The 23,955-nt window shown below is 34.5% G+C and carries 25 protein-coding genes; 22 read left to right on the forward strand and 3 right to left on the reverse strand.

Annotation, left to right across the window (positions count from 1 at the left end; translation table 11 throughout):
• Positions 1 to 9: 9 nt before the first annotated feature.
• The 18 genes from FC86_RS04675 (at position 10) to recD2 (ending at position 17,272) form a co-directional block, all read left to right on the forward strand.
• Entirely contained in the window at positions 10 to 882 is an 873-nt protein-coding gene (locus FC86_RS04675) for a hypothetical protein (RefSeq protein ID WP_056974915.1), read from the forward strand.
• An 85-nt stretch (positions 883 to 967) separates the two neighbouring features.
• Positions 968 to 2,368: a cell division protein FtsA gene (ftsA, locus tag FC86_RS04680; RefSeq protein ID WP_056974916.1), complete on the forward strand. Its 1,401-nt coding sequence runs from the start codon at positions 968 to 970 to the stop codon at positions 2,366 to 2,368.
• Positions 2,369 to 2,388: 20 nt separating this feature from the next.
• Positions 2,389 to 3,747, forward strand: a complete 1,359-nt coding sequence (gene ftsZ / locus FC86_RS04685) for a cell division protein FtsZ (protein ID WP_056974917.1) — start codon at positions 2,389 to 2,391, stop codon at positions 3,745 to 3,747.
• 35 nt (positions 3,748 to 3,782) lie between these two features.
• Positions 3,783 to 4,214 carry a cell division protein SepF gene (locus tag FC86_RS04690; protein ID WP_056974918.1) on the forward strand — a complete coding sequence of 144 codons (432 nt, stop codon included), beginning with the start codon at positions 3,783 to 3,785 and terminating at the stop codon, positions 4,212 to 4,214.
• Entirely contained in the window at positions 4,214 to 4,504 is a 291-nt protein-coding gene (locus FC86_RS04695) for a YggT family protein (protein ID WP_056974919.1), read from the forward strand. Before FC86_RS04690 ends, FC86_RS04695 begins: the two co-directional genes overlap by 1 nt.
• Entirely contained in the window at positions 4,504 to 5,334 is an 831-nt protein-coding gene (locus tag FC86_RS04700; RefSeq protein WP_056974920.1) for a YlmH family RNA-binding protein, read from the forward strand. Before FC86_RS04695 ends, FC86_RS04700 begins: the two co-directional genes overlap by 1 nt.
• Positions 5,335 to 5,340: 6 nt before the next feature.
• A complete protein-coding gene (locus FC86_RS04705) occupies positions 5,341 to 6,027 on the forward strand; it encodes a DivIVA domain-containing protein (RefSeq protein WP_056974921.1) in 687 nt (228 codons plus the stop codon).
• A 227-nt stretch (positions 6,028 to 6,254) separates the two neighbouring features.
• A complete protein-coding gene (gene ileS / locus FC86_RS04710) occupies positions 6,255 to 9,035 on the forward strand; it encodes an isoleucine--tRNA ligase (protein ID WP_056974922.1) in 2,781 nt (926 codons plus the stop codon).
• Positions 9,035 to 9,241 (forward strand): cold-shock protein, encoded by a 207-nt coding sequence (locus tag FC86_RS04715; RefSeq protein ID WP_056974923.1) that lies wholly within the window; start codon positions 9,035 to 9,037, stop codon positions 9,239 to 9,241. The genes ileS and FC86_RS04715 overlap by 1 nt, the downstream gene beginning before the upstream one ends.
• 58 nt (positions 9,242 to 9,299) lie before the next feature.
• Positions 9,300 to 9,848: an NUDIX hydrolase gene (locus FC86_RS04720; RefSeq protein WP_056974924.1), complete on the forward strand. Its 549-nt coding sequence runs from the start codon at positions 9,300 to 9,302 to the stop codon at positions 9,846 to 9,848.
• Positions 9,845 to 10,066 (forward strand): hypothetical protein, encoded by a 222-nt coding sequence (locus tag FC86_RS04725; protein ID WP_056974925.1) that lies wholly within the window; start codon positions 9,845 to 9,847, stop codon positions 10,064 to 10,066. The genes FC86_RS04720 and FC86_RS04725 overlap by 4 nt, the downstream gene beginning before the upstream one ends.
• A 21-nt stretch (positions 10,067 to 10,087) precedes the next feature.
• Positions 10,088 to 10,780 carry a 5'-methylthioadenosine/adenosylhomocysteine nucleosidase gene (locus FC86_RS04730; protein ID WP_056974926.1) on the forward strand — a complete coding sequence of 231 codons (693 nt, stop codon included), beginning with the start codon at positions 10,088 to 10,090 and terminating at the stop codon, positions 10,778 to 10,780.
• Between the two features lie 19 nt (positions 10,781 to 10,799).
• Positions 10,800 to 11,957: a cysteine desulfurase family protein gene (locus FC86_RS04735; protein WP_082618861.1), complete on the forward strand. Its 1,158-nt coding sequence runs from the start codon at positions 10,800 to 10,802 to the stop codon at positions 11,955 to 11,957.
• 58 nt (positions 11,958 to 12,015) lie between these two features.
• Entirely contained in the window at positions 12,016 to 12,360 is a 345-nt protein-coding gene (locus FC86_RS04740; RefSeq protein ID WP_056974927.1) for a hypothetical protein, read from the forward strand.
• 17 nt (positions 12,361 to 12,377) lie between these two features.
• A complete protein-coding gene (mnmA, locus tag FC86_RS04745; protein WP_420835999.1) occupies positions 12,378 to 13,502 on the forward strand; it encodes a tRNA 2-thiouridine(34) synthase MnmA in 1,125 nt (374 codons plus the stop codon).
• Positions 13,503 to 13,627: 125 nt separating this feature from the next.
• Positions 13,628 to 14,290, forward strand: coding sequence for a histidine phosphatase family protein (locus FC86_RS04750; RefSeq protein ID WP_056974928.1), 663 nt, complete (start codon positions 13,628 to 13,630; stop codon positions 14,288 to 14,290).
• Entirely contained in the window at positions 14,290 to 14,943 is a 654-nt protein-coding gene (locus tag FC86_RS04755) for a tetratricopeptide repeat protein (RefSeq protein ID WP_056974929.1), read from the forward strand. Before FC86_RS04750 ends, FC86_RS04755 begins: the two co-directional genes overlap by 1 nt.
• Positions 14,936 to 17,272, forward strand: coding sequence for an SF1B family DNA helicase RecD2 (gene recD2 / locus FC86_RS04760; RefSeq protein ID WP_056974930.1), 2,337 nt, complete (start codon positions 14,936 to 14,938; stop codon positions 17,270 to 17,272). Before FC86_RS04755 ends, recD2 begins: the two co-directional genes overlap by 8 nt.
• Positions 17,273 to 17,314: 42 nt before the next feature.
• Here recD2 and rnjA read toward each other — a convergent pair whose 3' ends face one another.
• From rnjA to def, 3 genes are all read right to left on the reverse strand, one after another.
• Entirely contained in the window at positions 17,315 to 19,000 is a 1,686-nt protein-coding gene (gene rnjA, locus FC86_RS04765) for a ribonuclease J1 (protein WP_056974931.1), read from the reverse strand.
• Between the two features lie 6 nt (positions 19,001 to 19,006).
• Complete coding sequence (locus FC86_RS04770; protein ID WP_056974932.1) at positions 19,007 to 19,219, reverse strand: DNA-dependent RNA polymerase subunit epsilon; 213 nt, start codon at positions 19,217 to 19,219, stop codon at positions 19,007 to 19,009.
• 129 nt (positions 19,220 to 19,348) lie between these two features.
• The gene (gene def / locus FC86_RS04775) at positions 19,349 to 19,903 is read right to left on the reverse strand and encodes a peptide deformylase (RefSeq protein ID WP_056974933.1); all 555 of its coding nucleotides are present in this window, start codon (positions 19,901 to 19,903) and stop codon (positions 19,349 to 19,351) included.
• A gap of 171 nt (positions 19,904 to 20,074) precedes the next feature.
• Between def and FC86_RS04780 the strand changes: the two genes are divergently transcribed.
• From FC86_RS04780 to FC86_RS04795, 4 genes are all read left to right on the forward strand, one after another.
• On the forward strand, positions 20,075 to 20,347 hold the full coding sequence (locus FC86_RS04780; RefSeq protein WP_056974934.1) for a UPF0223 family protein: 273 nt from the start codon (positions 20,075 to 20,077) through the stop codon (positions 20,345 to 20,347).
• Between the two features lie 168 nt (positions 20,348 to 20,515).
• Entirely contained in the window at positions 20,516 to 22,363 is a 1,848-nt protein-coding gene (typA, locus tag FC86_RS04785; RefSeq protein WP_056974935.1) for a translational GTPase TypA, read from the forward strand.
• A gap of 96 nt (positions 22,364 to 22,459) precedes the next feature.
• The gene (locus FC86_RS04790; protein WP_056974936.1) at positions 22,460 to 23,644 is read left to right on the forward strand and encodes an FtsW/RodA/SpoVE family cell cycle protein; all 1,185 of its coding nucleotides are present in this window, start codon (positions 22,460 to 22,462) and stop codon (positions 23,642 to 23,644) included.
• Between the two features lies 1 nt (position 23,645).
• A complete protein-coding gene (locus FC86_RS04795) occupies positions 23,646 to 23,951 on the forward strand; it encodes a DUF2129 domain-containing protein (RefSeq protein WP_056974937.1) in 306 nt (101 codons plus the stop codon).
• Positions 23,952 to 23,955: the final 4 nt, after the last annotated feature.

The raw sequence follows: 23,955 nt of genomic DNA on the forward strand, positions 1-23,955 counted from the left end.
TGATTTATCATGGGACGTCATAAGAAGAAAAACTCGTCGTCTTCAAAGTTCACAAAAAAAGATCCACGGCAAGAATTAGATGGTTGGATTAGCCAGAAAAATCAAGACGTCAAGAATAAGCCGGAAAGAGCTAGCCAACGCTTAACTCAATTAAAAGTTCAAAGACGACGTTCTTTAATTAAAAAGCTGGTTTTGATATTCACGATTGCAACATTGGTTATATTAGCAAGTATCTACTATATGTCCCCAATATCAAATGTTAGCAAAGTTGATATAAATTCTGAAAATATCATTTCGAAAGAAGAACTTGAAAAATTAGTGATTTTCAATCCAAATGATAAAGTATTGATTGCCTATTTTAATCAAGGAACATTAAGTCAAAAAGTCAATGAAACTTATCCATCTATTGCAAGATTAGATTTAAAAATCACTAATTATAACGAATTGAATATGACAGCTGTTCCTGCTGAAGTTATCGGGTATCTCCAAAATGCTTCTGGATATCAACGCATAGTGACGGATGGTAGAGTATCTCCAGAAAATGTTGAAAACCCTAAGGACCACATTATTTATTTCGGATTTCAAGGAGATAATCAAAAAGATAGACTTCTACAGAGCGTTGGCTTATTCAATCGGCTGTCAGACAAAGTGAAAACAGAAGTAGCCAAGATTCGAGTTGATGGATTAAAACAAAATCAAATTATATTTGTTATGAAAGATGGTAACATTATATTAGGAAATCAAGATACAATTGTTGATAAATCAAGTTATTACGATAAAATGAAGGAAAAGCTAGATAACAAAAAGTATTTGATTGATTTAGAAGTAGGCTATTTTGCACAACCATTATCAGATGAAACAGAAAAAAACTATAATAATTAGATTTAGCAGTATCATAATAATTCTAAATTATGATAAAATTTAGTTTAGACTAAATAATCCACGCTAATGTATAGGGGGATAAATTTTGAGTAATCAAAAGTTAGTTGTTGGTTTAGATATTGGTACTAAAAATGTCAAAGCAACAATTGCTGATATTTCTTCTAATGATATTCGTATTATTGGAGTTTCCTCTGTTAAAACTCAGGGATTAGATAAAGGCAATATTGTTGATATTAATCAAACAGCAGAAGCAATTAAACAAGTATTAAGCAACGTTGAAGAAAAAGCTGGTACGCATAATATTAAGCAAGTAGTAACAGCTATTCCTGCTAATATGCTACAGTTGAAAATTATTGAGACAGAATATCAAATTGATCAAGAAGCTAGAGAAATTGACAACCAAGATGTTGAACGGGCTTTAAACCAAGCCTTCGAATTTTATTTGGATCAAGATAAAGCGGTCGTTAGTTTTACACCACTTTATTTTAAAGTTAACGGATTAGGCAATGTCGGTGATCCAAGACGTATGATGGGAAAAGTTCTTGCAGTTAAAGGTACCATGATGTCAGCACCTAAATACCTCATGCATAATTTAAAAAAAGCAATCGAAACTGCGGGTTACCAAAGTCAAAGCTTTGTTGCAGCACCTTTAGCTTTTTCATCTGTTGCATTAACAGATGACGAAAAAGAATTTGGTACTATTTTACTGGATATTGGCGGGGGGCAAACAACTGCTTCTGTCATTCAAAGTAATCAGTTAAGGTATGCATTTGTAGACCTGGAGGCTGGAAGTGATATTACAAATGACATTGCAGTTGTTTTGAATACATCCAAAAATTCAGCGGAACAAATAAAAATTGATTTTGGTAATGCGATGGAATCTCAAACTCGTGTTGAAGATACTTTTTCAGTTGAAAAAATTGGTCAAAAGAATTTAGATATTGTGGACGAAAGGTATCTATCGCAAATTATTGGTGCGCGTGTTGATCAAATATTAGATAATGTTGGTTCAGCTTTGTATCGCCATGATTTACTTGAAGCTCCTGGGGGTATTGTGATATCCGGTGGAAGTGCTGAACTAGCAGGTCTAGAAGAGTTTGTTCAAAACTTTTATGGTATCCAAACGCGAATTTATAGTCCAGATCGAATGGGCATGAGACATCCAGAATACACAAATGTATATGGTATTATTGACTATATGTCTCAATTAAAGGATATTGACCGTTTAATTAATCACCTAATTAGTGTTAATATAGATGGTAAAGGTGTTAGTGTTAACGTTGATAAAAGAAGTAACAATTTGTTTAGTAAATTTAATAAACCTAATGCTTCTAACAATTCTAGTGACGAACAAGAACAAGTACATAATGATTCTGAAAAGCCATCAGAAAACAACTCTTCTTCTACTCAACAGAATTCAAATAATAAACAACCTAAGCAAGGAAAACAAAAACTCAAAAATTTCTGGAGTAAATTTTTTGACTAATAATTGGAGGCACATATTTTATGGATTTTTCATTTGATTCACAAGATACAAATAACGCCATCATCAAGGTGATTGGTGTCGGGGGTGCTGGAGGAAATGCAGTTAACCGAATGATTGATGAAGATGTACAAGGCGTACAATTTATCGTTGCAAACACTGATGTGCAAGCATTAGAAAGTTCAAAAGCTGAAACAAAAATACAGTTAGGTCCTAAACTAACACGTGGACTAGGTGCTGGTTCTAATCCAGAAGTTGGAGAAAGCGCTGCAGAAGAAAGTGCACAAGCTATTGAAGATGAATTAAAAGGCGCTGATATGATTTTTGTAACAGCCGGAATGGGAGGCGGAACCGGTACAGGTGCAGCTCCAGTTGTTGCTAAAATTGCTAAAGAAACAGGTGCTTTAACTGTTGGTGTTGTGACCAGACCGTTCCTATTTGAAGGACCCAAGAGAAGCAAAAATGCCGCTCAAGGAATTTCAAATATGAAAGAGTTTGTTGACACATTGGTTATTATTGCAAACAACCGTTTACTTGAAATTGTTGACAAAAAGACACCAATGCTTGAAGCCTTTAAAGAAGCAGATAATGTTTTACGTCAAGGTGTTCAAGGAATTTCAGACTTGATTACATCAACAGATTACGTGAACTTAGACTTTGCTGATGTTAAAACAGTTATGCAAAATCAAGGTTCTGCTTTAATGGGGATTGGTTATGCTACAGGCGAAAATCGTACAGTTGAAGCTACTAAAAAAGCTATTTCATCACCGCTACTTGAAGTTTCAATTGATGGTGCAAAACAAGTATTATTAAATATTACAGGTGGACCTGATTTAACATTGTTTGAAGCACAAGATGCTTCAAGTATTGTTAGCCAGTCAGCTGGTGATGATATTAATATTATCTTTGGTACGTCAATTAACGAAAGTTTGGGAGACGAAGTTGTTGTCACTGTGATTGCAACGGGTATTGAAAATGGTGATAGCGTTAAGCCTTCAATCACAAAAGAATCACTCAATACACGTCCACAACCTACTTTAAATTCAAGTAGTCAAGCAGAAACTCACGCGGCATATTCACAACAAGAACTTCAAAAAGAAACTGAAGTATCACCAAAAGCAGAACCTAAGAAAGAATTCACTTTTGATACTAATCGTGAAGATGGTACCGAAAGAAATACTTTTGATCCAACTTCTGATTGGAAAGAAAGTCAAGAGTCTAAAAGTTTTGATACTTATTCAGATGATGATACTGAAAGCAATCCATTTGGAAGCTTTAGAACAGAAAAAGATGAGAGTACAGTAAATACAGACGTTGAAACACATCAAGATGATGATAATAACTTACCACCGTTCTTTAGACGCCGCAAAAATAAATTTTAATAAATTATGATTAGAAATATTTAGGAGGAATCATTATGGCTTTTGAAAAATTTGAAAAATTCTTTGGTTTTGGAGACGAAGATATTGAACAAGAAACTTATGATTACGAAAAAGAAAATGATTACCATCAAAACGAAACTAATAACACAAAAAGAGACAATGTGGTCCCTTTGAATTCTGATAAAAAACCTTCAAATAAGATTTTTTTATTTGAACCTAGAGTTTATTCAGATGCCAAAAACGTGGCAGAGCAAGTTTTGAATAATGGTGCATGTATCATTAACTTTTCAAGAATGGAAGACGACCAAGCAAAAAGAGTTGTTGACTTTTTAACAGGTACAGTTTACTCATTAAACGGTAAAATTGAACGTGTTGGCGATAAAATTTTTCTAGCCACTCCTCCTAAATTCGAAATCGATGGTAAAATTACAAAAATGATGGAACAAAATAAGGATGATTTAGATTAATGGCTGATTTTATTATTTTTATTTATAAAATAATACATTTTGTGCTTAACATTTACTCTATTCTTATCATAATAGATGCACTTTTAAGTTGGGTTCCAGCTTTAAAAAACGGCAGTTTGGGACGTTTACTTGGTAAATTGGTAGATCCTTATATTGGTACTATTGAAAGATATGTTCCGGCAATTGGTGGCATTAGTTTTGCACCAGTCATTGGTGTTTTTGTGCTATATCTAGCACAAAACTATGTTTTACCTAATTTCTTTTTATTAATCTGGAGGTTATTAGGTTAATGAAATTACAAGCAAGTAACTTCTATAGTTTTTTTGAGACCAATGAACATAAAACAATAAACTATTTAGTGGGTTTGATTAATCAAACTCACTTTTCATATGGTGGAAAAATCCTAACTCCTTTTTTAACTCTAAGGGAACAGTTTATTTTAAGTCAGCTGTTGAAAGTTTCTAAAACTGAATGCTACGTTAGCTTTTTTGGTGGATATAAATCTATTGATGGGGAAGCTGAGCGAAAAAGGGCTTTGCTATTTAGCGATAAACAAACTTCTATTGATGATGTTTCATTTGAGATAAACGCGTTTGAAATTAGTTATAATAGCAAATTCAATGAGTTGTCTCATGGTAAAATTTATGCAGCATTACATCAATTGGGTGTTGAATTTAATTCGTTTGGTGATATTGTCAATCAAGGCAGTACCTGGCAATTTTTTGTTAATCAAACAATGGCAGACTATGCTGAACAAGAGTTAACATCAATTTTTAAAATAAAAATCAAACTGATAAATGTACCATTAGAAGAAGTTATAATACCTGACCAAAATTATGAAGAAACTTCAATTCTAACAAGTTCAAAGAGAATTGATAATTTAATTGCCTCGGCTACCAATCAAAGTCGTTCTGCCGTTAAGCAATTGGTTGAATCATCAGCCGTTAAGCGTAATTGGGTGGCGCTGCTACCTAAACAGTTATCTTCTTCAATCTTACCTGGAGACTATATTAGTGTGCGACACTTTGGTCGCTTTCAGTTTGTGGTTGAAGAAGGCGAAACAAAACGTGGAAAGCATCGGCTAAGGCTTAAATTGTGGAGGACCAAGAAAAGGGGATAAGAAACAATGAATTTAACACCAAAAGACATTCATGAAAAAGATTTTCAAAGGAAAATGTGGGGATATGATCCTGATCAAGTCGACGAATTTTTAGATCAAGTTATTGTTGACTATAGTGATTTACTAAAAGAAGTTGATCAGTTGAAGCAAGAGCGACAAATAATGCATCAACAACTTGATGAGTATGACCATAAAAAGAATTCTCTAAATGACTCTATTATTAGTGCCCAGGAAGTAGCAACACAAATCAAGAATCAAGCGCAAACAGATTCTAATAAGCTTGTTTCAGAGGCTAAACAGTATGTTGAATCATTAAAAGAAGAAACTAGTCAAAGACTCCAACATGAAGAATCACAGGCACAATCAAAAATCAAGTCATTGAATAATGACTATGAATTGCTTAAACAAAGAATACTTGAAACAAGACAAGAATACGGTCAATTATTACAGACACAACTTGAAGAATTTCAAAGTGATGACTGGCAATATTTCCTAGATAAATATTTTGGCCGTCAACGTATATACCCAGCAAATGGCGAAGAACCTATTTCTGTAAATGACCTTGACACAAGCGATGATCAAGAGGTACAATCTGAACATAATAACCGGTCATCGGAAGATACAAATACGGAAAAGTCAAATGATGACGGTCCAGTAATCGTATTTCCTGATGATTATAAAAAACAAAACTAAGATGAATAGTAGTGGCTTAAAGTCGATTAAAGCGAGTTGGTGATGGTGAAAGCCCAACAATTATAGATTTAAAAAGTCCATCAGCTGTTGTAACATTTTAGCGTGATGATATACGATACATATCAATTAAGTGGTATAAAAGTTTGTTTTATACAATTTAGGTGGTAACGCGAAGCTTTCGTCCTATATAGGGTGAAAGCTTTTTTATTTTAAAAGGGGGAACTAACATGAAATTAAAAGAAACTTTGAATCTAGGAAAAACTAAATTTCCAATGCGAGGAAATCTTCCAAATCGTGAAGGTCAATGGCAAGAAGACTGGCGTGAAAATAAACTATATGAAAAACGTTTAGAACTAAATGAAGGTAAACCTCAATTTATCTTACATGATGGACCTCCTTTTGCTAATGGTAATATCCACATGGGACATGCCTTAAACAAAATTAGTAAAGATTTTGTTGTGCGATATAAATCAATGACAGGTTACTCAACACCATTTATTCCAGGTTGGGATACTCACGGACTACCTATCGAACAACAACTTGCTAAAAAAGGTGTTAACCGCAAAGAAATCTCACTTTCAGAATATCGTGACATGTGTCGTGACTTTGCAATGAACGAAGTTAACAAACAACGTGAAGACTTCAAACGCTTAGGTGTAGCTGCTGATTGGGATAATCCATACATCACATTGCAACCTGAATATGAAGCCGAAGAGGTTAAAGTGTTTGGTCAAATGTATGAAAATGGTTACATCTACAAAGGTAAAAAACCGGTGTATTGGTCACCATCTTCTGAATCCACACTTGCTGAAGCAGAAATTGAATATAAAGACGTTAAGTCACCATCTATGTATGTAGCATTTGACATTTTAGATGGGAAAGGTGTTCTAGATGAAGATGCCAAATTAATTATTTGGACAACAACACCATGGACAATCCCATCAAACTTAGCCATTGCCGTAAATCCTCATTTTGATTATGCAGTTGTTGAAGCTGATGGTAACAAATATGTGATTGCACAAGATTTACTTGAAACTGTTAGCGAAACTTTAGGCTTTGAAGATGTCAAAGTTTTAAAAACAATCAAGGGACAAGACCTAGAATATGTTAAGGCTAAACACCCATTATATGACCGTGAATCACTTGTTATTTTGGGAGATCACGTCACACTAGATAGTGGTACTGGTTTAGTTCATACAGCTCCAGGCCACGGGGCAGATGACTTTATCGCAGGTATGAAATATAACTTGCCTGTGTTATCACCAATTGATGAATCTGGTCACTATACTGATGAAGCACCTGGATTTGAAGGTGTATTCTATGACGATGGTAACAAAATGGTAACTGATAAGCTAAAAGAAAACGGCTCACTACTTAAACTATCATTCTTCACTCACAGTTACCCACATGACTGGAGAACTAAAAAACCAGTTATTTTCCGTGCGACAACGCAATGGTTTGCCTCAATCGAACCCTTTAGAAAAGCCATTTTAGCTGAAATCGATAAAGTTAACTTCTTACCTGAATGGGGTAAAACAAGACTTTACAATATGATTCGTGACCGTGGTGACTGGGTAATTTCTCGTCAACGTGCATGGGGTGTACCACTACCAATCTTCTATGCTGAAAATGGTGACGCTATCATCACAAAAGAAACAATTGCACATGTAGCAGACCTATTTTCAAAAGAAGGTTCAAATATTTGGTATAAAAAAACAGCCAAAGAATTGTTACCAGAAGGATTCACTTATGAAGGTAGTCCAAACGGTGGGTTCACAAAAGAAAATGATATCATGGACGTTTGGTTTGATTCAGGTTCATCACATACAGCTGTTTTACAAGCTCGTCCTGAAGTAAGCTATCCTGCTGATCTTTATTTAGAAGGATCAGATCAATACCGTGGTTGGTTTAACTCAAGTATCATCACAAGTGTCGCTGTTCATGGACAAGCACCATACAAGTCATTGCTTTCACAAGGATTTGTGTTGGATGGTCAAGGACGTAAGATGAGTAAATCTCTAGGAAACGTTATTGAACCAAACAAAGTTATTAAACAAATGGGTGCTGAAATTATCCGTCTATGGGTTTCATCAGTTGACTCAAGTGCAGATGTTGCAGTTTCAATGGAAATCTTGCAACAAGTATCTGAAGTTTACCGTAAAATCCGTAATACAATGCGTTACATGCTATCAAATACAACTGATTTTAATCCAAAAGAAAATCGTGTTGCTTTTGAAGATATGCCAGGTGCCGATCAATATATTGAAGTTCGCCTAAATCAAGTAGTCAAAGCAGTTGAAGAAGCTTATGAAAATTATGACTTTAATGATGTTTATAAACTAGTTTTTGAATTTATTACAAATGATTTATCAGCCTTTTACTTAGACTTTGCCAAAGACGTTGTTTATATTGAATCAGCTGATTCTAAAGCTCGTCGTACAATGCAAACGGTTATGTATGATGTTTTAGTGAAATTAACGAAATTAATTACACCTATTTTGACTCATACAGCTGAAGAAGTGTGGTCATTCTTGAAGGAACCTGAAGAATATGTACAATTAGCTGAAATGCCAGAAGTTGAAACTTTTGAAAATGAAGCTGAACTACTTGAAAAATGGCAAGCATTTATGAAATTCCGTCATAATGTTTTAAAATCTCTTGAAGAAGCTAGAAATCAAAAAGTAATTGGTAAATCACTAGAATCTAAAGTGACAATTCATCCTAATTCAGAATTGAAGTCATTGTTAGGTAGCTTGAATTCAGATGTTCGTGTATTATTGATTACATCAGAACTTGTTGTAAGTGATGAGCAAGCACCAGAAAATGCTGACCACTATGAAGATATGGCAGTCGTTGTTGAACACGCTGATGGCGAAGTTTGTCCAAGATGTCGTAAAGTATGTACAGATACAGGTGTTGATGAAAAATTACCTGAATTATGTGCTCGCTGTGCTAAAATTGTAGAAGCTGATTTCCCAGAAGCAGTAGCAGAAGGATTTGAAGATTAATGATAAAAGGAATAGTTCAAGAATTCGATTTGAAAAAAGGATTCGGATTTATCTATGATGAATTTATGGATACTGATTATTTTGTGCATTATACAGCTATTACAACCGATGGTTTTAAGACCTTAAAACCTGAACAAAATGTCGAATTCCAATTAGCTAAAGGCCCTAAGGGGTACCAAGCAATCAATGTTACAGTTTTAGATTAAAGTAAAAGAAAAAGTTGAATATTCAGCTTTTTCTTTTCTTTTTTATCAGGAGGAAAAAATGGATAACTATCGTGAAATTGAGTTATCAAGACAAGAAAAATTCAAAGGTAAAATTATTAGTTTAGATGTCGAAACTGTTAAATTACCTAATGGTGAAGTCTCATTTCGAGAAATTGTACGTCATAATGGAGCAGTTAGTTGTTTAGCAGTTAATGAGGGGAGAGCATTATTTGTCACTCAATGGCGTGAACCTTTTAAAAGTGTTAGTATTGAAATCCCTGCAGGAAAACTAGACTCGGCTTTAGAAAAGCCTTTTGAAGCGATTCAAAGAGAGCTAGATGAAGAAACGGGTTATCAAGCTAGTAATTGGAAGAAAGTCTATGACTTTTATACTTCGCCAGGATTTAGTGATGAAAAAATGTATTTTTATTATTGTGATGAATTAAGTCGGTTAAAAGATACGCGCCCACTTGATGACGACGAGTTTTTGAGTGTTAATTGGTTAACATTGTCTGAAGCAGAAAAATTGATAGATTCTGGTAGAATAGTTGATTTAAAAACAATAATGGCAATCAACTATTGGAAAACAATTGAGGTGGCTCAATGAAAACTAGAAAAGAATATCAAAAAGAAATCAAAAAACGGCAGCAAAATGCCGAAGGTGATAAGGGTTTGTCCAATAAAGAATTGGAAAATCGGATTGATACTGATAAACTTAAAGAGCAAGAAAAAAAAGTAAGAAGATTAAAAAAGAAACTTAATATTGCCATATTAAGCGTTAGCGCTTTGATTATTTTGACAATATTAGTCTTGATTTATCTTTAATTTAAAGCGAGGAAATTTTAAATGAAAATTGGTATCATTGTTCCAATGTCAGAAGAACGAGAGTATTATTTAGAGCAATTTGAAAATATTAAAAGATCAGTGGTAGGTCCAACTGAAGTGTATGAAGCACAGTACCATGATTTTGAAATTGTTATCGTATTAAGTGGTATCGGTAAAGTTCAAGCAGCAATGACGACAACTTTGTTAATGCAAGAGTTCAAACCTGACTTAGTGATTATGACAGGTTCAGCTGGTGCATTATCAGATGAGTTAGAAATTGGTGATGTTGTTGTTGCAAATGAACTAGTTTATCATGATGCTGATTCTACTCAAGATGGCTATAAACTAGGACAATTACCAGGACAACCCGAAAGATACGAAACAAGTCGTTATTACAATGAACAATTATTACAAGCATTAACACAGCTAAGTGTGCCAAATACAACAGGACTAGTTGTAACAGGAGATATGTTTGTTGGGAAATTAGAAACAAAGCAACATATTATTTCTAACTTTCCCGATGCTTTATGTGTTGAAATGGAAGGGGCTGCGATTGCGCAAGTGCTGAATAACTATCAAGTTCCAATGGTAGGAATTCGCTCAATATCTGACAAAAGTGATATGAGCTCAGATATGACATTTGATCATTTTGTTAAATTTGCTGGTAAAAATGCTGCGAAAATCGTATTCCACTTCTTAGATAATTTAAAATAAAAAGAAGAGGCGTTTACAAGTGAATTCACTATATTTTGACAATGCTGCAACAACAGCGATGAGACCTGAAGTTATTGAAGAAATGACAGACAAGATGACTACTATTTATGGTAATGCATCGAGTACTCATGAATTTGGTCGTCAAGCCAAAAAGGTTTTAGATGATAGTCGAGAAATTTTAGCTAAAAGTATTAATGCAACAGATAAAGAAATTATTATTACCAGCGGTGGAACAGAAAGTAATAATATGGCTCTTCGCCAAGTTGCTCAAATTAAACAAAACGAAGGTAACCATATTATTTCAACTGTTATCGAGCATCCCTCAGTGCTAAGAACGCTTGAATATCTAGAAGGTTTAGGATTTGAGGTTACTTATTTACCTGTTAATTTACAAGGTAATTTAAGTACTGAAGACGTGAAATCTGCTTTAAGACCAGATACAATTCTAGTTTCGCTTATGAGTGTTAATAATGAAACTGGTGCGAAGTTGCCTATTCATGAAATTGGTGAACTATTGAAAGATCATCAGGCTGTTTTTCATACAGACGCAGTTCAATCCTACGGATTAGATAGCATCGATGTTAGACGTGACCATATTGACTTACTTTCGACTAGTGCCCATAAAATCAATGGCCCTAAATTTATCGGATTTTTATACCTTAACAAAGATATTTTTGTCAAACCACTTATTTTAGGTGGAGAACAAGAAAGCAAAAGACGTGCCGGAACAGAAAATGTTCCTGCAATTGCTGGATTTGCTAAAGCTGTTAGCTTGTTAGATGAAAAATCTAAACAAGACAAACAAGATTTCTTCAAAAAATTAACGACTCAGCTCCTTAGTAATTTAAAAGAAAATCATGTTGCATTTGAAGTTAATGGTCAACTTAGTGACAATCATTCCTATCATGTTTTAAATCTGTGGATAAAAGGTGTTGAAACAAGTCGCCTGCAAATGAATTTGGATCTTAACCATATTGCGGTATCTGGCGGATCTGCTTGTTCAGCTGGTTCACTTGAGCCTTCGCATGTTTTAACTGCAATGTATGGGGAAAATAGTTCTCGTGTTAACGAATCAATTAGAATTAGCTTTGGCGAATTCAATACAGAAAGTGAAGTTGAAGCCTTGTCTAATCAGGTAGTGAAAATTAGTTCAAAATTACTAACAAAAAATAAGTAAAAATGCGTGCATTTTTGTGCAATCTATTTTATAATAATAATTCGTTGGGAGTTTTATGATGGCAAAATCTAAATTTGTTTCAATAAATGGTGATTCAAGACAGTTTGCAATAGATGATAATATTAAACGTTATCCATTAATAGATGCTGGGTTTAAGCAGACTAAAAATGGAAATTTTAGTTACGATCGTCCTTTATATAATGACTCGCCTTATAACGCAACTATGCGATTGAAAATCACAATATCTAAGGACATGACACAGTTGACAATGGTCATTACTGATAAAAACGGTTTGCAAAAGGTGAACTTATTTAAAAACGAGCAATTATCTGCTGCAAAAGAACTACTTGAATTTATCTTAAAAGATTTAGTCGAAGCACATATTATTACTGAAGATAAATAAGAAGGAAGTTGATTTTTTTGGATAATAGCAAGACTCGTGTTGTTGTAGGAATGAGTGGTGGAGTAGATTCATCTGTTACGGCTTTGTTGCTTAAACAACAGGGATATGACGTTATTGGTGTTTTCATGAAAAACTGGGATGATACAGACGAATTTGGTGTTTGTACTGCAACAGAAGACTATGAAGATGTTCGTAAGGTTGCAGAAAAAATAGGAGTTCCCTATTACTCAGTTAATTTTGAAAAGGAATATTGGGATCGTGTATTTGAGTATTTCTTAGCTGAATATCGAAAAGGACGTACACCAAATCCCGATGTAATGTGTAATAAAGAGGTTAAATTTAAAGCCTTTTTAGATTACGCAATGGATTTGGATGCTGATTATGTTGCGATGGGTCACTACGCAAAAATTAGTCGCGATGACACAGGCTATACACACTTAATGCGTGCGACAGATACAAATAAAGATCAGACCTATTTCTTATCTCAACTTAGTCAATATCAGTTAGATAAAACAATGTTTCCACTTCAAGACTTAACCAAGCCTGAAGTTAGAAAAATTGCCGAAGAAGCTGGATTAGCTACCGCTAAGAAAAAGGATTCAACTGGAATTTGTTTTATTGGTGATCGTAATTTCCGCCAATTTTTGGGTCAATATTTACCAGCTCAACCCGGTAAAATGATGACACCTGATGGTGTAGAAATGGGTACACATACAGGATTGATGTACTACACAATTGGGCAACGATCCGGACTTGGGATTGGTGGAACACAAGGTTCTTCTAATGAACCATGGTTTGTAGTTGGAAAAGATATTAATGAAAATATTTTATACGTTGATCAAGGTTTTTATAATGAACATCTTTATGCTGACCGTTTGGAAGCTTCTGATTTCTCGTTTACAACACAATTTCCAGAAACGGGCACTTACAAAGTGACGGCTAAGTTTAGATATCGTCAACCAGATGTAGGGGTCACTGTTCATTACAATGCTGAAGATAATACAGCCAATGTTGTATTTGATGAACCTGTTAGAGCAATTACACCTGGACAAGCTGTTGTGTTATATGACGGTGAAGAATGTTTAGGCGGTGGTATCATTGACCATGCATACCAAAACGAAAGAGTTTTACAATATATTTAAAAACCGAAATCCCTCTTATTTGAGGTGATTGCGGTTTTTTTATTATCTTTTTAGTTAAATGTCATTGAGTTTTATGCAAATTTTTCCCATAATAAAAGAAAGACTAAAAAAGGAGTAAATTGCTTATGAAATTATATTTGATTCGTCATGGGAAAACAGAGTGGAACCTAGAAAGAAGGTATCAAGGGGCTAACGGGGACTCCCCGTTATTACCTCAATCATATGAAGATATCAAGCAACTTGCTTCTTTTATCAAGGGGATTTCTTTTGATGCGCTATTTACAAGCCCATTAAAAAGAACGATAACAACTTCAAAAGAATTACTTAAAGCACTAAACCAAACACAAGTTCTAATCACTGAAGATGACCGTTTAAAAGAGTTTGGTTTAGGTGATTTAGAAGGAAGAACTTTTACAGAGTGTTCAAAAAATTATCCTAGTCAAATCAAAGCTTTTCGTGAAAATCCGGCAATATATGACCCGTCTGCTTTTGGTGGTGAAACATTTCAATCTGTCATCGCACGAGGCAACCAATTTATCAAGGAAATCTTAGCACAGTATGGCAGTACAGATGCCAATATTTTAATTATTAGCCATGGGGCGGCACTGAATGCGATTATAAAGAGCCAACTTCATGTACCTTTAGCAGACATGAGAAAAGATGGTGGCTTAGCTAATACAAGTCTATCTATTCTTGAAAATAAAAATAGTAGTCAAGAATTTGAGTGTTTAATGCTTAATAATACTTCTTATCTAACTAAAAAACCAGAAAAGAGTGACACAGTTTAATGAATCAACAAGCTCAAGACTTATTTGAACAAGGAAAAACAGATGAGGCGGTTCATCTACTTGTCAATCAAATTGATCATAACCCTAAAGATATACAGGGCTACTTGCAACTATCTTTATTTTTAGTAAAAGGTAACGAACTTGAAAAAGCTATCGAGTTGCTATTGAAAGCCGCTAATGTTGTAGAAAAGCCTAAAGATTTGTACTTTAATTTAGCAACAGCATATTATCTTAAAGGTGAACTTGAAAAAGCGCTCAGCTTGCTGAATCAATTACCTGACACAGCCGATAATTTATATCAAAAAGCGCTGGTTTATTTCAACGTGCAACAGTATCCTAAAGCTTTAGCTTATGCAATGACTTCAGACCAGAAAAATCCATCAGATAGTCAAACTAAAGAACTGTTAGGAGATATTTGGTTATCTATGGGTGATTTGAAACAGGCGTCTTATTATTTTAATGAAGCTGTTAAAATTAACCCTACGGCAAAGTCATATGTTTTTTTGGGAATTTGCTTATATAGCGAAAATTATGAACAAGCCCAGGTTTATTTTGAAAAAGCAAATGAGGTGAATGCTAAAGTAGCCAAACAAGTATTGAATCAATATGAATCGCTACTTTCAGCAGTTAAAAACGGTAAGTTAAATGGCTGATTTTGTAGGGAAACTAAAGACAATAATTTTTGAAAATACAGCTGATTTGTTTAAAATTATCAGCGTTGAAATTAGTAATCAAAAAGATTTAAATTGGCCAACATCAGAAATTATTGTGACAGGAACAATCGGTGATTTAGATTATGATACAGATTATGAATTTCAAGGAGAATTAACAACTCATCCAAAATTTGGAGATCAGTTTAAATGTCATTATTATCATATTCTTGAGCCTTCTAGTACAGCAGGGTTAATCAAATATTTAAGTGGGGAAAATTTTCCGGGAATTGGTCAAAAAACAGCTCAAAAAATTGTTGATAAACTAGGAGGAAAAACACTGCCTACTTTGCAACAAGGGTTAGATAGTGAAGACATTAATCAACTTAATCTAACAAAAAGGCAACAAGAGTCATTGAGTTTGGGGGCTTTAAAGATTGATAATTTTTCAGAAATTATTTTGCAACTAGGAAATTTGGGACTTCCTAAAAAAGTAGCGACAGCTGTTTATAAATTGTATGGTGATAAAGCTTTACAGTTAGTTGAAGATAATCCTTATCAATTAATTTCAGAAGTCAGTGGAGTAGGATTTAAGCGGTCAGATGAAATTGCATTAAAACTGGGAATTACTTATGACTCAAAGAAAAGAATCCAGGGTGCTATTTTACAGGGATTGGTTAGCAATACAGCCGTGAATGGTGACACTTACCAGGATGCAACTTTAGTGATTGATGACGCACATCAAATTTTAAATCAGTCACGTTTTTCTGGCGAAGTAACTGATGAACAGATCTTAGAACAGCTGCAAGATTTGGTGCAAGCTCAAAAAGTTGTAATTGATCAACAAAGACTCTACTTGCCATTATTTTATAAATGCGAATTGGATGTTGCTGATGAATTAAAACGATTCAAAGACTATAAAACCGAAGTCAATCAGGCAGATAATGTTGAGGCTGTAATCAAGCAAGCAGAAATTAAGCTCGATATCGAGTATGACCAAACTCAAAAAGATGCTATTGCCATGGTGTTAACTAATCAATTGTCACTTCTAACTGGGGGACCAGGTACTGGGAAAACGACGGTTATCAAAGGAATTATTGAATCGTTTAATCAGTTAGATAAGACCAATCGTCAAAAAATTCTACTTGCAGCACCAACTGGTAGGGCCGCTAAAAGAATGTCTGAAGTAACAGGATATCAAGCAACAACATTGCACCGATTACTCGGACTTGTTTCTGATGGTCAGCAAAACCAAGAAGATACTGAAACCGAAATTAAAGGTGACTTGTTAATCGTAGATGAGATGTCAATGGTAGATTTGCTATTGTTCTATCAATTAGTAAAAGCGTTAACGCCAGAAATAAAAGTTGTATTGGTAGGGGACCAAGATCAGTTACCTTCAGTTGGATCAGGAAATGTTTTTTCTGATTTACTCAAATCAAACTGCTTTGAAAAAACAAAATTACAAAAAATTCACCGCCAAGCTGAATCATCTTCTATTGTTGAATTAGCGCATGCAATTAATCACGAACAAAATGAAGAGTTGGTTTTTCAACAGCAAAAAGATCGTAGTTTTATTGCTTGTTCGAGAAATCAAGTCCCCACTGTTGTGAATCAAATTGTCAAAAAGGCAACAGAAAAGGGCTTTTCAATGGACCAAGTCCAAGTGTTAACACCAATGTATAGTGGAGAAAGTGGGATTGATAATTTAAATCAGTCACTTCAGAAATTGCTAAATCCAAAAGAAGGATCAAAAACTAAAGAAATTGAGATAGGTAAGCACAAATTTCGTATTAATGACCGTGTTTTGCAACTTGTTAATAATTCAGAAAAAGATATCTATAATGGTCAGATTGGTGAAATTGTTAGTTTGACGCCTAGCAATCAAACTGAAACAATGATTGTTGATTTTGATGGGCATGAAGTTACTTTAGGTAAAAAAGAGTTAAGAGATTTAACGTTAGCTTATGCGATTTCTATTCATAAATCACAAGGGAGCGAGTTTCCGCTAATTGTTTTAGTATTGACAATGCAAAACAGTCGAATGTTAAAACGTAACTTACTATATACTGCAATTACACGTGCCAGTGAAAGTTTGGTGATGGTTGGTGAGAAGCGGGCATTTCAGACTGCTATCACAACAGATGGCAGTAATAGAAAAACAACGTTGGCTTTGAGACTCCAAACCAAGTTTAAAAGTAATCTAGAACAGCAGTTAGAACTCAATAGTCAACAAGATGAAAAAACAAACAATTATCAGCTAACCCCGGATTTAATTTTAAGTCAACAAATTGATCCGATGATTGGAATGACAGATGTTCAACTAAAATAAAAAGCCCAAACTCACAGTTGAGTTTAGGCTTTTTATTTGTCCTTAATCTTTACTAATAATAATTGGTAAAATCATGGGACGACGTTCTGTTTTATCAAATAAAAATTCTTGAAGTGAATCAATAACACGTTGGCGAATGATTTTTTCAGAAGGTTTATCACTGTTTTCCATTGCTGAACGCATAACATGATAAGCACGCTTTTGAGCTTGATTAATTAATTCAACGGACTCTCTCATATAAACAAATCCACGAGATAAAATATCAGGTCCAGCTAAAACACGCTTTTTGTCATAATCGATAGTAGCAACAACAACGACGACACCTTCTTCGGATAAAATTTTACGGTCTCGCAAGACAACCGATCCAATGTCCCCGACACCAGAGCCATCAACATAGACATCTTCGGCAGGGAGATGTCCGGCTGTCCTAGCATAGTCAGGTCCAAGAGCTAATACATCACCGTTTTGCATGATGAAAATATTATCTGGATTAACATCACATTGAATAGCTAATTCGGCATGGATTTTTTGCATGCGGTATTCACCATGGACAGGAAGAAAATATTTAGGTTTCATCAATCGAAGCATTAATTTTTGTTCTTCTTGACCACCATGACCTGAAGCATGGATATTATTAACTTTGCCATGAATCACTTCAGCGCCAGCTTCATATAATAAGTTAATCAAGTGATTAACACTAATCGTATTTCCGGGGATAGGGTTACTTGAAAAAATAACAGTATCGCCAGGATTTAGAGTGATTTGACGATGGGTACCGTTTGCGATACGGTTTAAAGCTCCCATTGGTTCACCTTGTGATCCAGTACAGATGATCAAGACTTCATTTGCGGGATATTGATTAATGTCACGGCCTTCAATTATTACGCCATCGGGTACATTAAGATAACCTAGTTCAAGTCCATTTTTTACTGAATTTTCCATACTTCGGCCAAAAACAGCTACTTTCCGGTTGCTTTGAATAGCAGCTTCAATAGCTTGAGAAACACGATAAAGGTTTGAAGCAAATGTTGCAAAAATGATACGACCCTCGATGCCTTCAACGATATGTTTAATAGAATCTCCAACAAAACGTTCTGATTTTGAGAATTCAGGAACTTCTGCATTTGTACTGTCGGATAGTAAAGCTAGAACACCTTCTTCTCCCAACTTAGCCATTTTTTGTAAGTTAGGTGCTGGTTGATTACTGGTAGGTGTGAAGTCAAATTTGAAATCTCCAGTTTCAACAATAACACCTTGAGGTGTATGAATAGCGATTCCTAAAGTATCAGGAATTGAGTGAGTAGTTTGAAAGAAGTCAACGGTGATTTTTGGAAATTTCAATACGGTGTCTTCATGAATTTCATGTAGTGCAGTAGTATTGAGTAGACCGTGTTCTTCTAGCTTGCCCTTAATCAATGCAGAAGCTAATGGTCCAGCATAAACAGGGATTGATGGAATTTGTTTAAGCAGGTAAGGAATACCTCCAATATGATCTTCATGTCCGTGAGTGATAACTAAACCTTTGATGTTATGTTGGTTTTCGATTAAGTAAGAATAATCAGAAATAACATAGTCAATGCCGAGTAAATCATCTTCTGGGAATTTAATTCCAGCATCAACGATGATGATTTCATCTTGAAATTGGATAACGTACATATTTTTGCCAATTTCACCTAGTCCCCCTATAGCAAAGACGGCTGTTTCATGATTTTTTACATTGAGTTTCATAATCGACTAAAACTCCGTGATTTTAAATGCTTCAGATTTTTTTTCATAATCTAAAGAATTACCTGTTAACTCTTGAATGAATTCAACATTATAGGGGGTGTTTTTTTCAATCTTTTCACGAGCATCAACAAGTGATGTGGCATTTAAGTAGAGTGTTTGTGTCGTTTCTCGACGTGGGTTTTGAATTGTATTTTTTTGGTATAAAACTTTATAAATCAAAGTAAAATCTCCTTTTAATTAAATAGTATTTGTTACGAACAATAAGTTGAAATGGACCAACAGATAGTTGAATAATAGCATAAAAGCATGATTAAGTACAAAAATCTTATGGCCCTATAAAGTACCAATTTATTCTAAAATTAGCATGTTAGTTTCGACAAAAAATGGATTTTCTTGGTTTATTCTGTCGTAGAACAGATGACCGTTCAAGTGATCGATTTCATGCTGACAAACAATAGCTTCATAGCCCTTAAGTGTTTTTTCGATGAATTCACCGTCCATATTTTGATAGCGAATCGTAATCTTATTAGCACGAGGAACGTATCCGGGAACGTTACGATCAACGCTTAAGCAACCTTCGCCTTCGCCAAGAGCAACTTTGCGAACTGATTGACGAATAACTTTCGGGTTAATTAACATTTCTTCCATGATGATATTATCATCAGCATCAGGAATTAAAACTGCACTCATCGCTTTTGAGACACCAACTTGGTTAGCTGCTAGTCCGACGCCGGGACGTAGTTGGTGTTTTTTAGCTAATTCAGGGTTTTGTGAGTTTTTTAAGAATGTCATCATATCTTCAGCTAGTTTTTTAGTCTCATCTGATAGAGGGAAAGTTACCTCATCGGTCACTTTTCTCAAGACATCATTTCCTTCACGGACAATATCTTTCATTAATAGCATAGTTAAGCCTCCATATTAAATATAATCTTTATTAGTTTATTTTACCACATTTATAGAGACAAAAAACACGATATTGAAAAGGTTTAGGGACAAGATTTTTCCATTAAATTTTCTTTGATGTTTTAAAAAAATGCGCTAAAATAAAGACGACTAGTGGAAGGAGAACACAAAATGAATTACGCTTATCCTTTAGAAGATTTTTGGTCTATAGAAGAGACAACTCAAGCAATTGCTTTTTATAATGCTGTAGAGCAGGCATATGAATCATCTATTGATTGCGAGCAATTTTTAACTAAATACCATGCATTTTCAAGAATTGTCCCAGCTATTACAGAACAAAGAAGAATTAGTCGACAATTTGAAGAAGCATCTGGATACTCAATTTATAATGCCATACATCAAGCTAAAAAACTAAAAACAGGTAAATTGATGATAGCAGGTTAATTATTGACTGATTCTGACAATAAATTGACGTTTATAAATATAGTATGCTAAAATTAGAAAACATAGTAATAAGTACTAGAAAGCATCATAATACTGATATGATGTTTTGGCGTAAGAAAGCTGTGAGAATGAGTCACAGTTTTTTTATGGACTTTAGGAGGAACTCAATTGGATAGAAGAAACGACATTCGCAATATTGCGATTATTGCCCACGTTGACCACGGTAAAACAACATTAGTTAATGAATTGTTGAAACAATCAGATACATTGGATGAACACATTAACTTAGATGATCGTGCGATGGATTCAAACGATATCGAAAAAGAACGTGGAATTACCATTTTATCAAAGAATACAGCTGTTAAATATGGTGATACAACAATCAACATTTTAGATACACCTGGACATGCCGACTTCGGTGGAGAAGTAGAACGTATCATGAAAATGGTTGATGGGGTTTTACTTGTTGTGGATGCTTATGATGGAACAATGCCACAAACACGTTTTGTTTTGAAGAAAGCGTTAGAACAAAACCTAACACCTATCGTTGTAATCAATAAAATTGACCGTCCTGGTGCTCGTCCAGCAGAAGTTGTAGACGAAGTACTTGAACTGTTTATCGAACTAGGTGCTAACGAAGATCAACTTGAATTCCCGATTGTTTACACAAGTGCAATTAATGGAACTTCAAGTACAGATGAAGAATTAGAAACACAAAAAGAAACAATGAACCCTGTCTTTGACACAATCGTTAAAGAAATTCCAGCACCTACTGATAATCAAAATGAACCACTACAATTCCAAGTGGCTATGCTTGATTACGATGATTATGTTGGACGTATTGGTGTTGGTCGTGTGTTCCGTGGAACCATTAAGATTGGGGACCAAGTTTCTGTTCTTAAACTAGACGGTTCAACACAAAACTTCCGTGTAACTAAATTATTTGGTTTCTTCGGTCTTAAGAAAATTGAAATCGACTCAGCTAAGGCTGGAGATTTAATTGCCGTTTCAGGTATGGAAGATATCTATGTTGGTGAAACAGTAACACCTGTTGACCATCAAGATGCATTACCTGTTTTAAGAATTGATGAACCAACACTTCAAATGAAGTTTGTTGCAAACAATTCACCATTTGCAGGCCGTGAAGGTGAATATGTAACAGCTAGAAAAATTGAAGAACGTCTTCACAAACAAACAAGAACTGATGTTTCTTTACGTGTAGAACCTACAGATCAACCTAATGCTTGGACTGTTTCAGGTCGTGGAGAACTTCACTTATCTATTTTAGTTGAAGAAATGCGTCGTGAAGGTTACGAATTACAACTTTCAAGACCAGAGGTTATCTACAAAGAAGTTGAAGGTGTGATGAGTGAACCATTTGAATCAGTTCAAATTGACACACCTGATGAATATGTAGGTTCTATCATTGAAGCGTTATCACAAAGAAAAGCTGATATGAAAAATATGGAACCAATGGGTAACGGACAAACTCGTCTTCACTTCTTGGCACCATCTCGTGGATTGATTGGATTCTCAACAGAATTCTTATCAATGACTGGTGGTTATGGAATCATGAACCATACTTACGACAGTTACCAACCAGCTATTAAAAACTGGGCACCTGGTCGTCGTGAAGGTGCACTTGTTTCTATCAACCAAGGTCCATCTACAACATATTCTCTACAATCTATTGAAGAACGTGGAACGTTGTTTATTGGCGCAGGTGTTGAAATTTATGAAGGTATGATTGTTGGTAAAAGTAGTCGTGATCGCGATATTTCAGTTAATGCAACTAAAGGTAAAAAATTAACAAACACTCGTGCTTCAGGTAAAGACCACTCTTCAAGTATTAAAACACCTAAAGAATTGACTCTTGAACAATCAATTGAGTTCTTGAATGATGATGAATACTGTGAAGTAACACCACAAAGCATTCGTTTACGTAAGAAAATTTTAAATACTAACGAACGTGAAAAATCTTCAAAACAAAAAAAACTAGCTTCTAAAAAAGGATAGTTTTAGTTTTAAAGAGCCTTAGGGATGATTTGTCCTTAAGGCTTTTTTGTATCCGTGATATAATGAAAAAAGCTTAATGACTAGGAGCGTGTACTTGTGAAGAAAAAGTTAAATAATTTGGATTACAGTATCTTAATTCCATTTCTAATCCTTTTAGGTATTGGGATGGTAATGATTTACTCATCCAGCTCATACATATTGTTAGTGAATAATTTATCACCATTTGCTTATTTGACTAAACAATTAATGTGGGTTGTTGTATCGCTAGTGTTAGGATTTATTTCATTTCGAGTCAAATTATCTACGTTAAAAAATCCAAAGATTATCATATTATCTTTGGGCATATCATGGATTTTAATGCTATTTTTGGCAGGCATTAAGTTTTTGGCTCCCAAAAGTATTGTTAGATTATTTGAAGTAAATGGTGCAGTAGGGTGGATTCCATTGGGCCCGTTTACTATTCAACCAGTAGAAATCGCAAAGTTTGCGTTGATATTATATTTGGCTTATATTTTTAATAAGCGGACAAATCGTCTAACTAAAAAAGTAATTCGAAATGAGCTTTTTGGTCCAATTGTTATTGCAACCAGCTTTTTTGTTTTGGCTCTAGTTCAACCTGATATGGGTGGTGCAGCAATTTTAGCTGTTATTTCACTCAGCTTGTTTACTGTTTCCGGTATTTCTGCTAAACGAATGTTCAGTATTAATGTCGGACTAATTTTATTTTTAATCATGTCTGTTGCCTTATTAGTTAAATGGAATCCAGACTTTCTTCAAGGTTCATATGCTTACATGCGAATTTTGGCTTTTTTGCATCCATTCCAATTAAAAGCAACTCAGGGTGCACAACTCGTTAATTCCTATTATGCTATATACAATGGTGGATTTTTTGGTGTTGGACTAGGTAATAGTATCCAAAAAAGGGGCGCTTTACCGGAACCTTATACAGACTTTATCATGTCAGTGATTACTGAAGAACTTGGTTTAATTGGTGCTTTAGTTGTCCTAGGTTTGTTGTTTTATCTTATTTGGCGACTAATGCACACAGGGTTGCATGCATCAGATAAGTTTAACTCATTAATATGTTATGGTTTTGCCACAACGATTTTAATCCAAACAATATTTAACATTGGTGCAGTTGTTGGGTTGTTACCTATCACGGGTGTAACATTGCCGTTTATTAGTTATGGTGGATCATCGCTGGCCATTTTAACAGTAGGAATTGGACTTTGTTTGAACATAAGTAGTTATGAAAAAAGCTTAAAGGAGAAAAAAAGATAAAGTGACAACACAGCTAACTTCAAGAAAAAAATTGATTATCTGGCTTAAACAAGTTAAAGATATTAAAAAATTAAAACGTTATGGCTTTATTACGTACGTATCAAAAACATTTCGCTATGTTTGCTTGTATGTTGATGCTAAAAATCATCACAAGTTAATGAATCACTTATCGCAAAAAAGTTTCATTGTTAAAGTCAAGCAGTCAAAAATTGAAGAACTTGATTTAGATTTTGAAAATCAAAAAAATCTAATGGAATCTTTAAGAGTTGAAGCAAAAGATTATAATCAAACTCACGAAATGAGGTAATAAA

This window comes from Holzapfeliella floricola DSM 23037 = JCM 16512 (assembly GCF_001436605.1).
GTDB classification, from domain to species: domain Bacteria; phylum Bacillota; class Bacilli; order Lactobacillales; family Lactobacillaceae; genus Holzapfeliella; species Holzapfeliella floricola.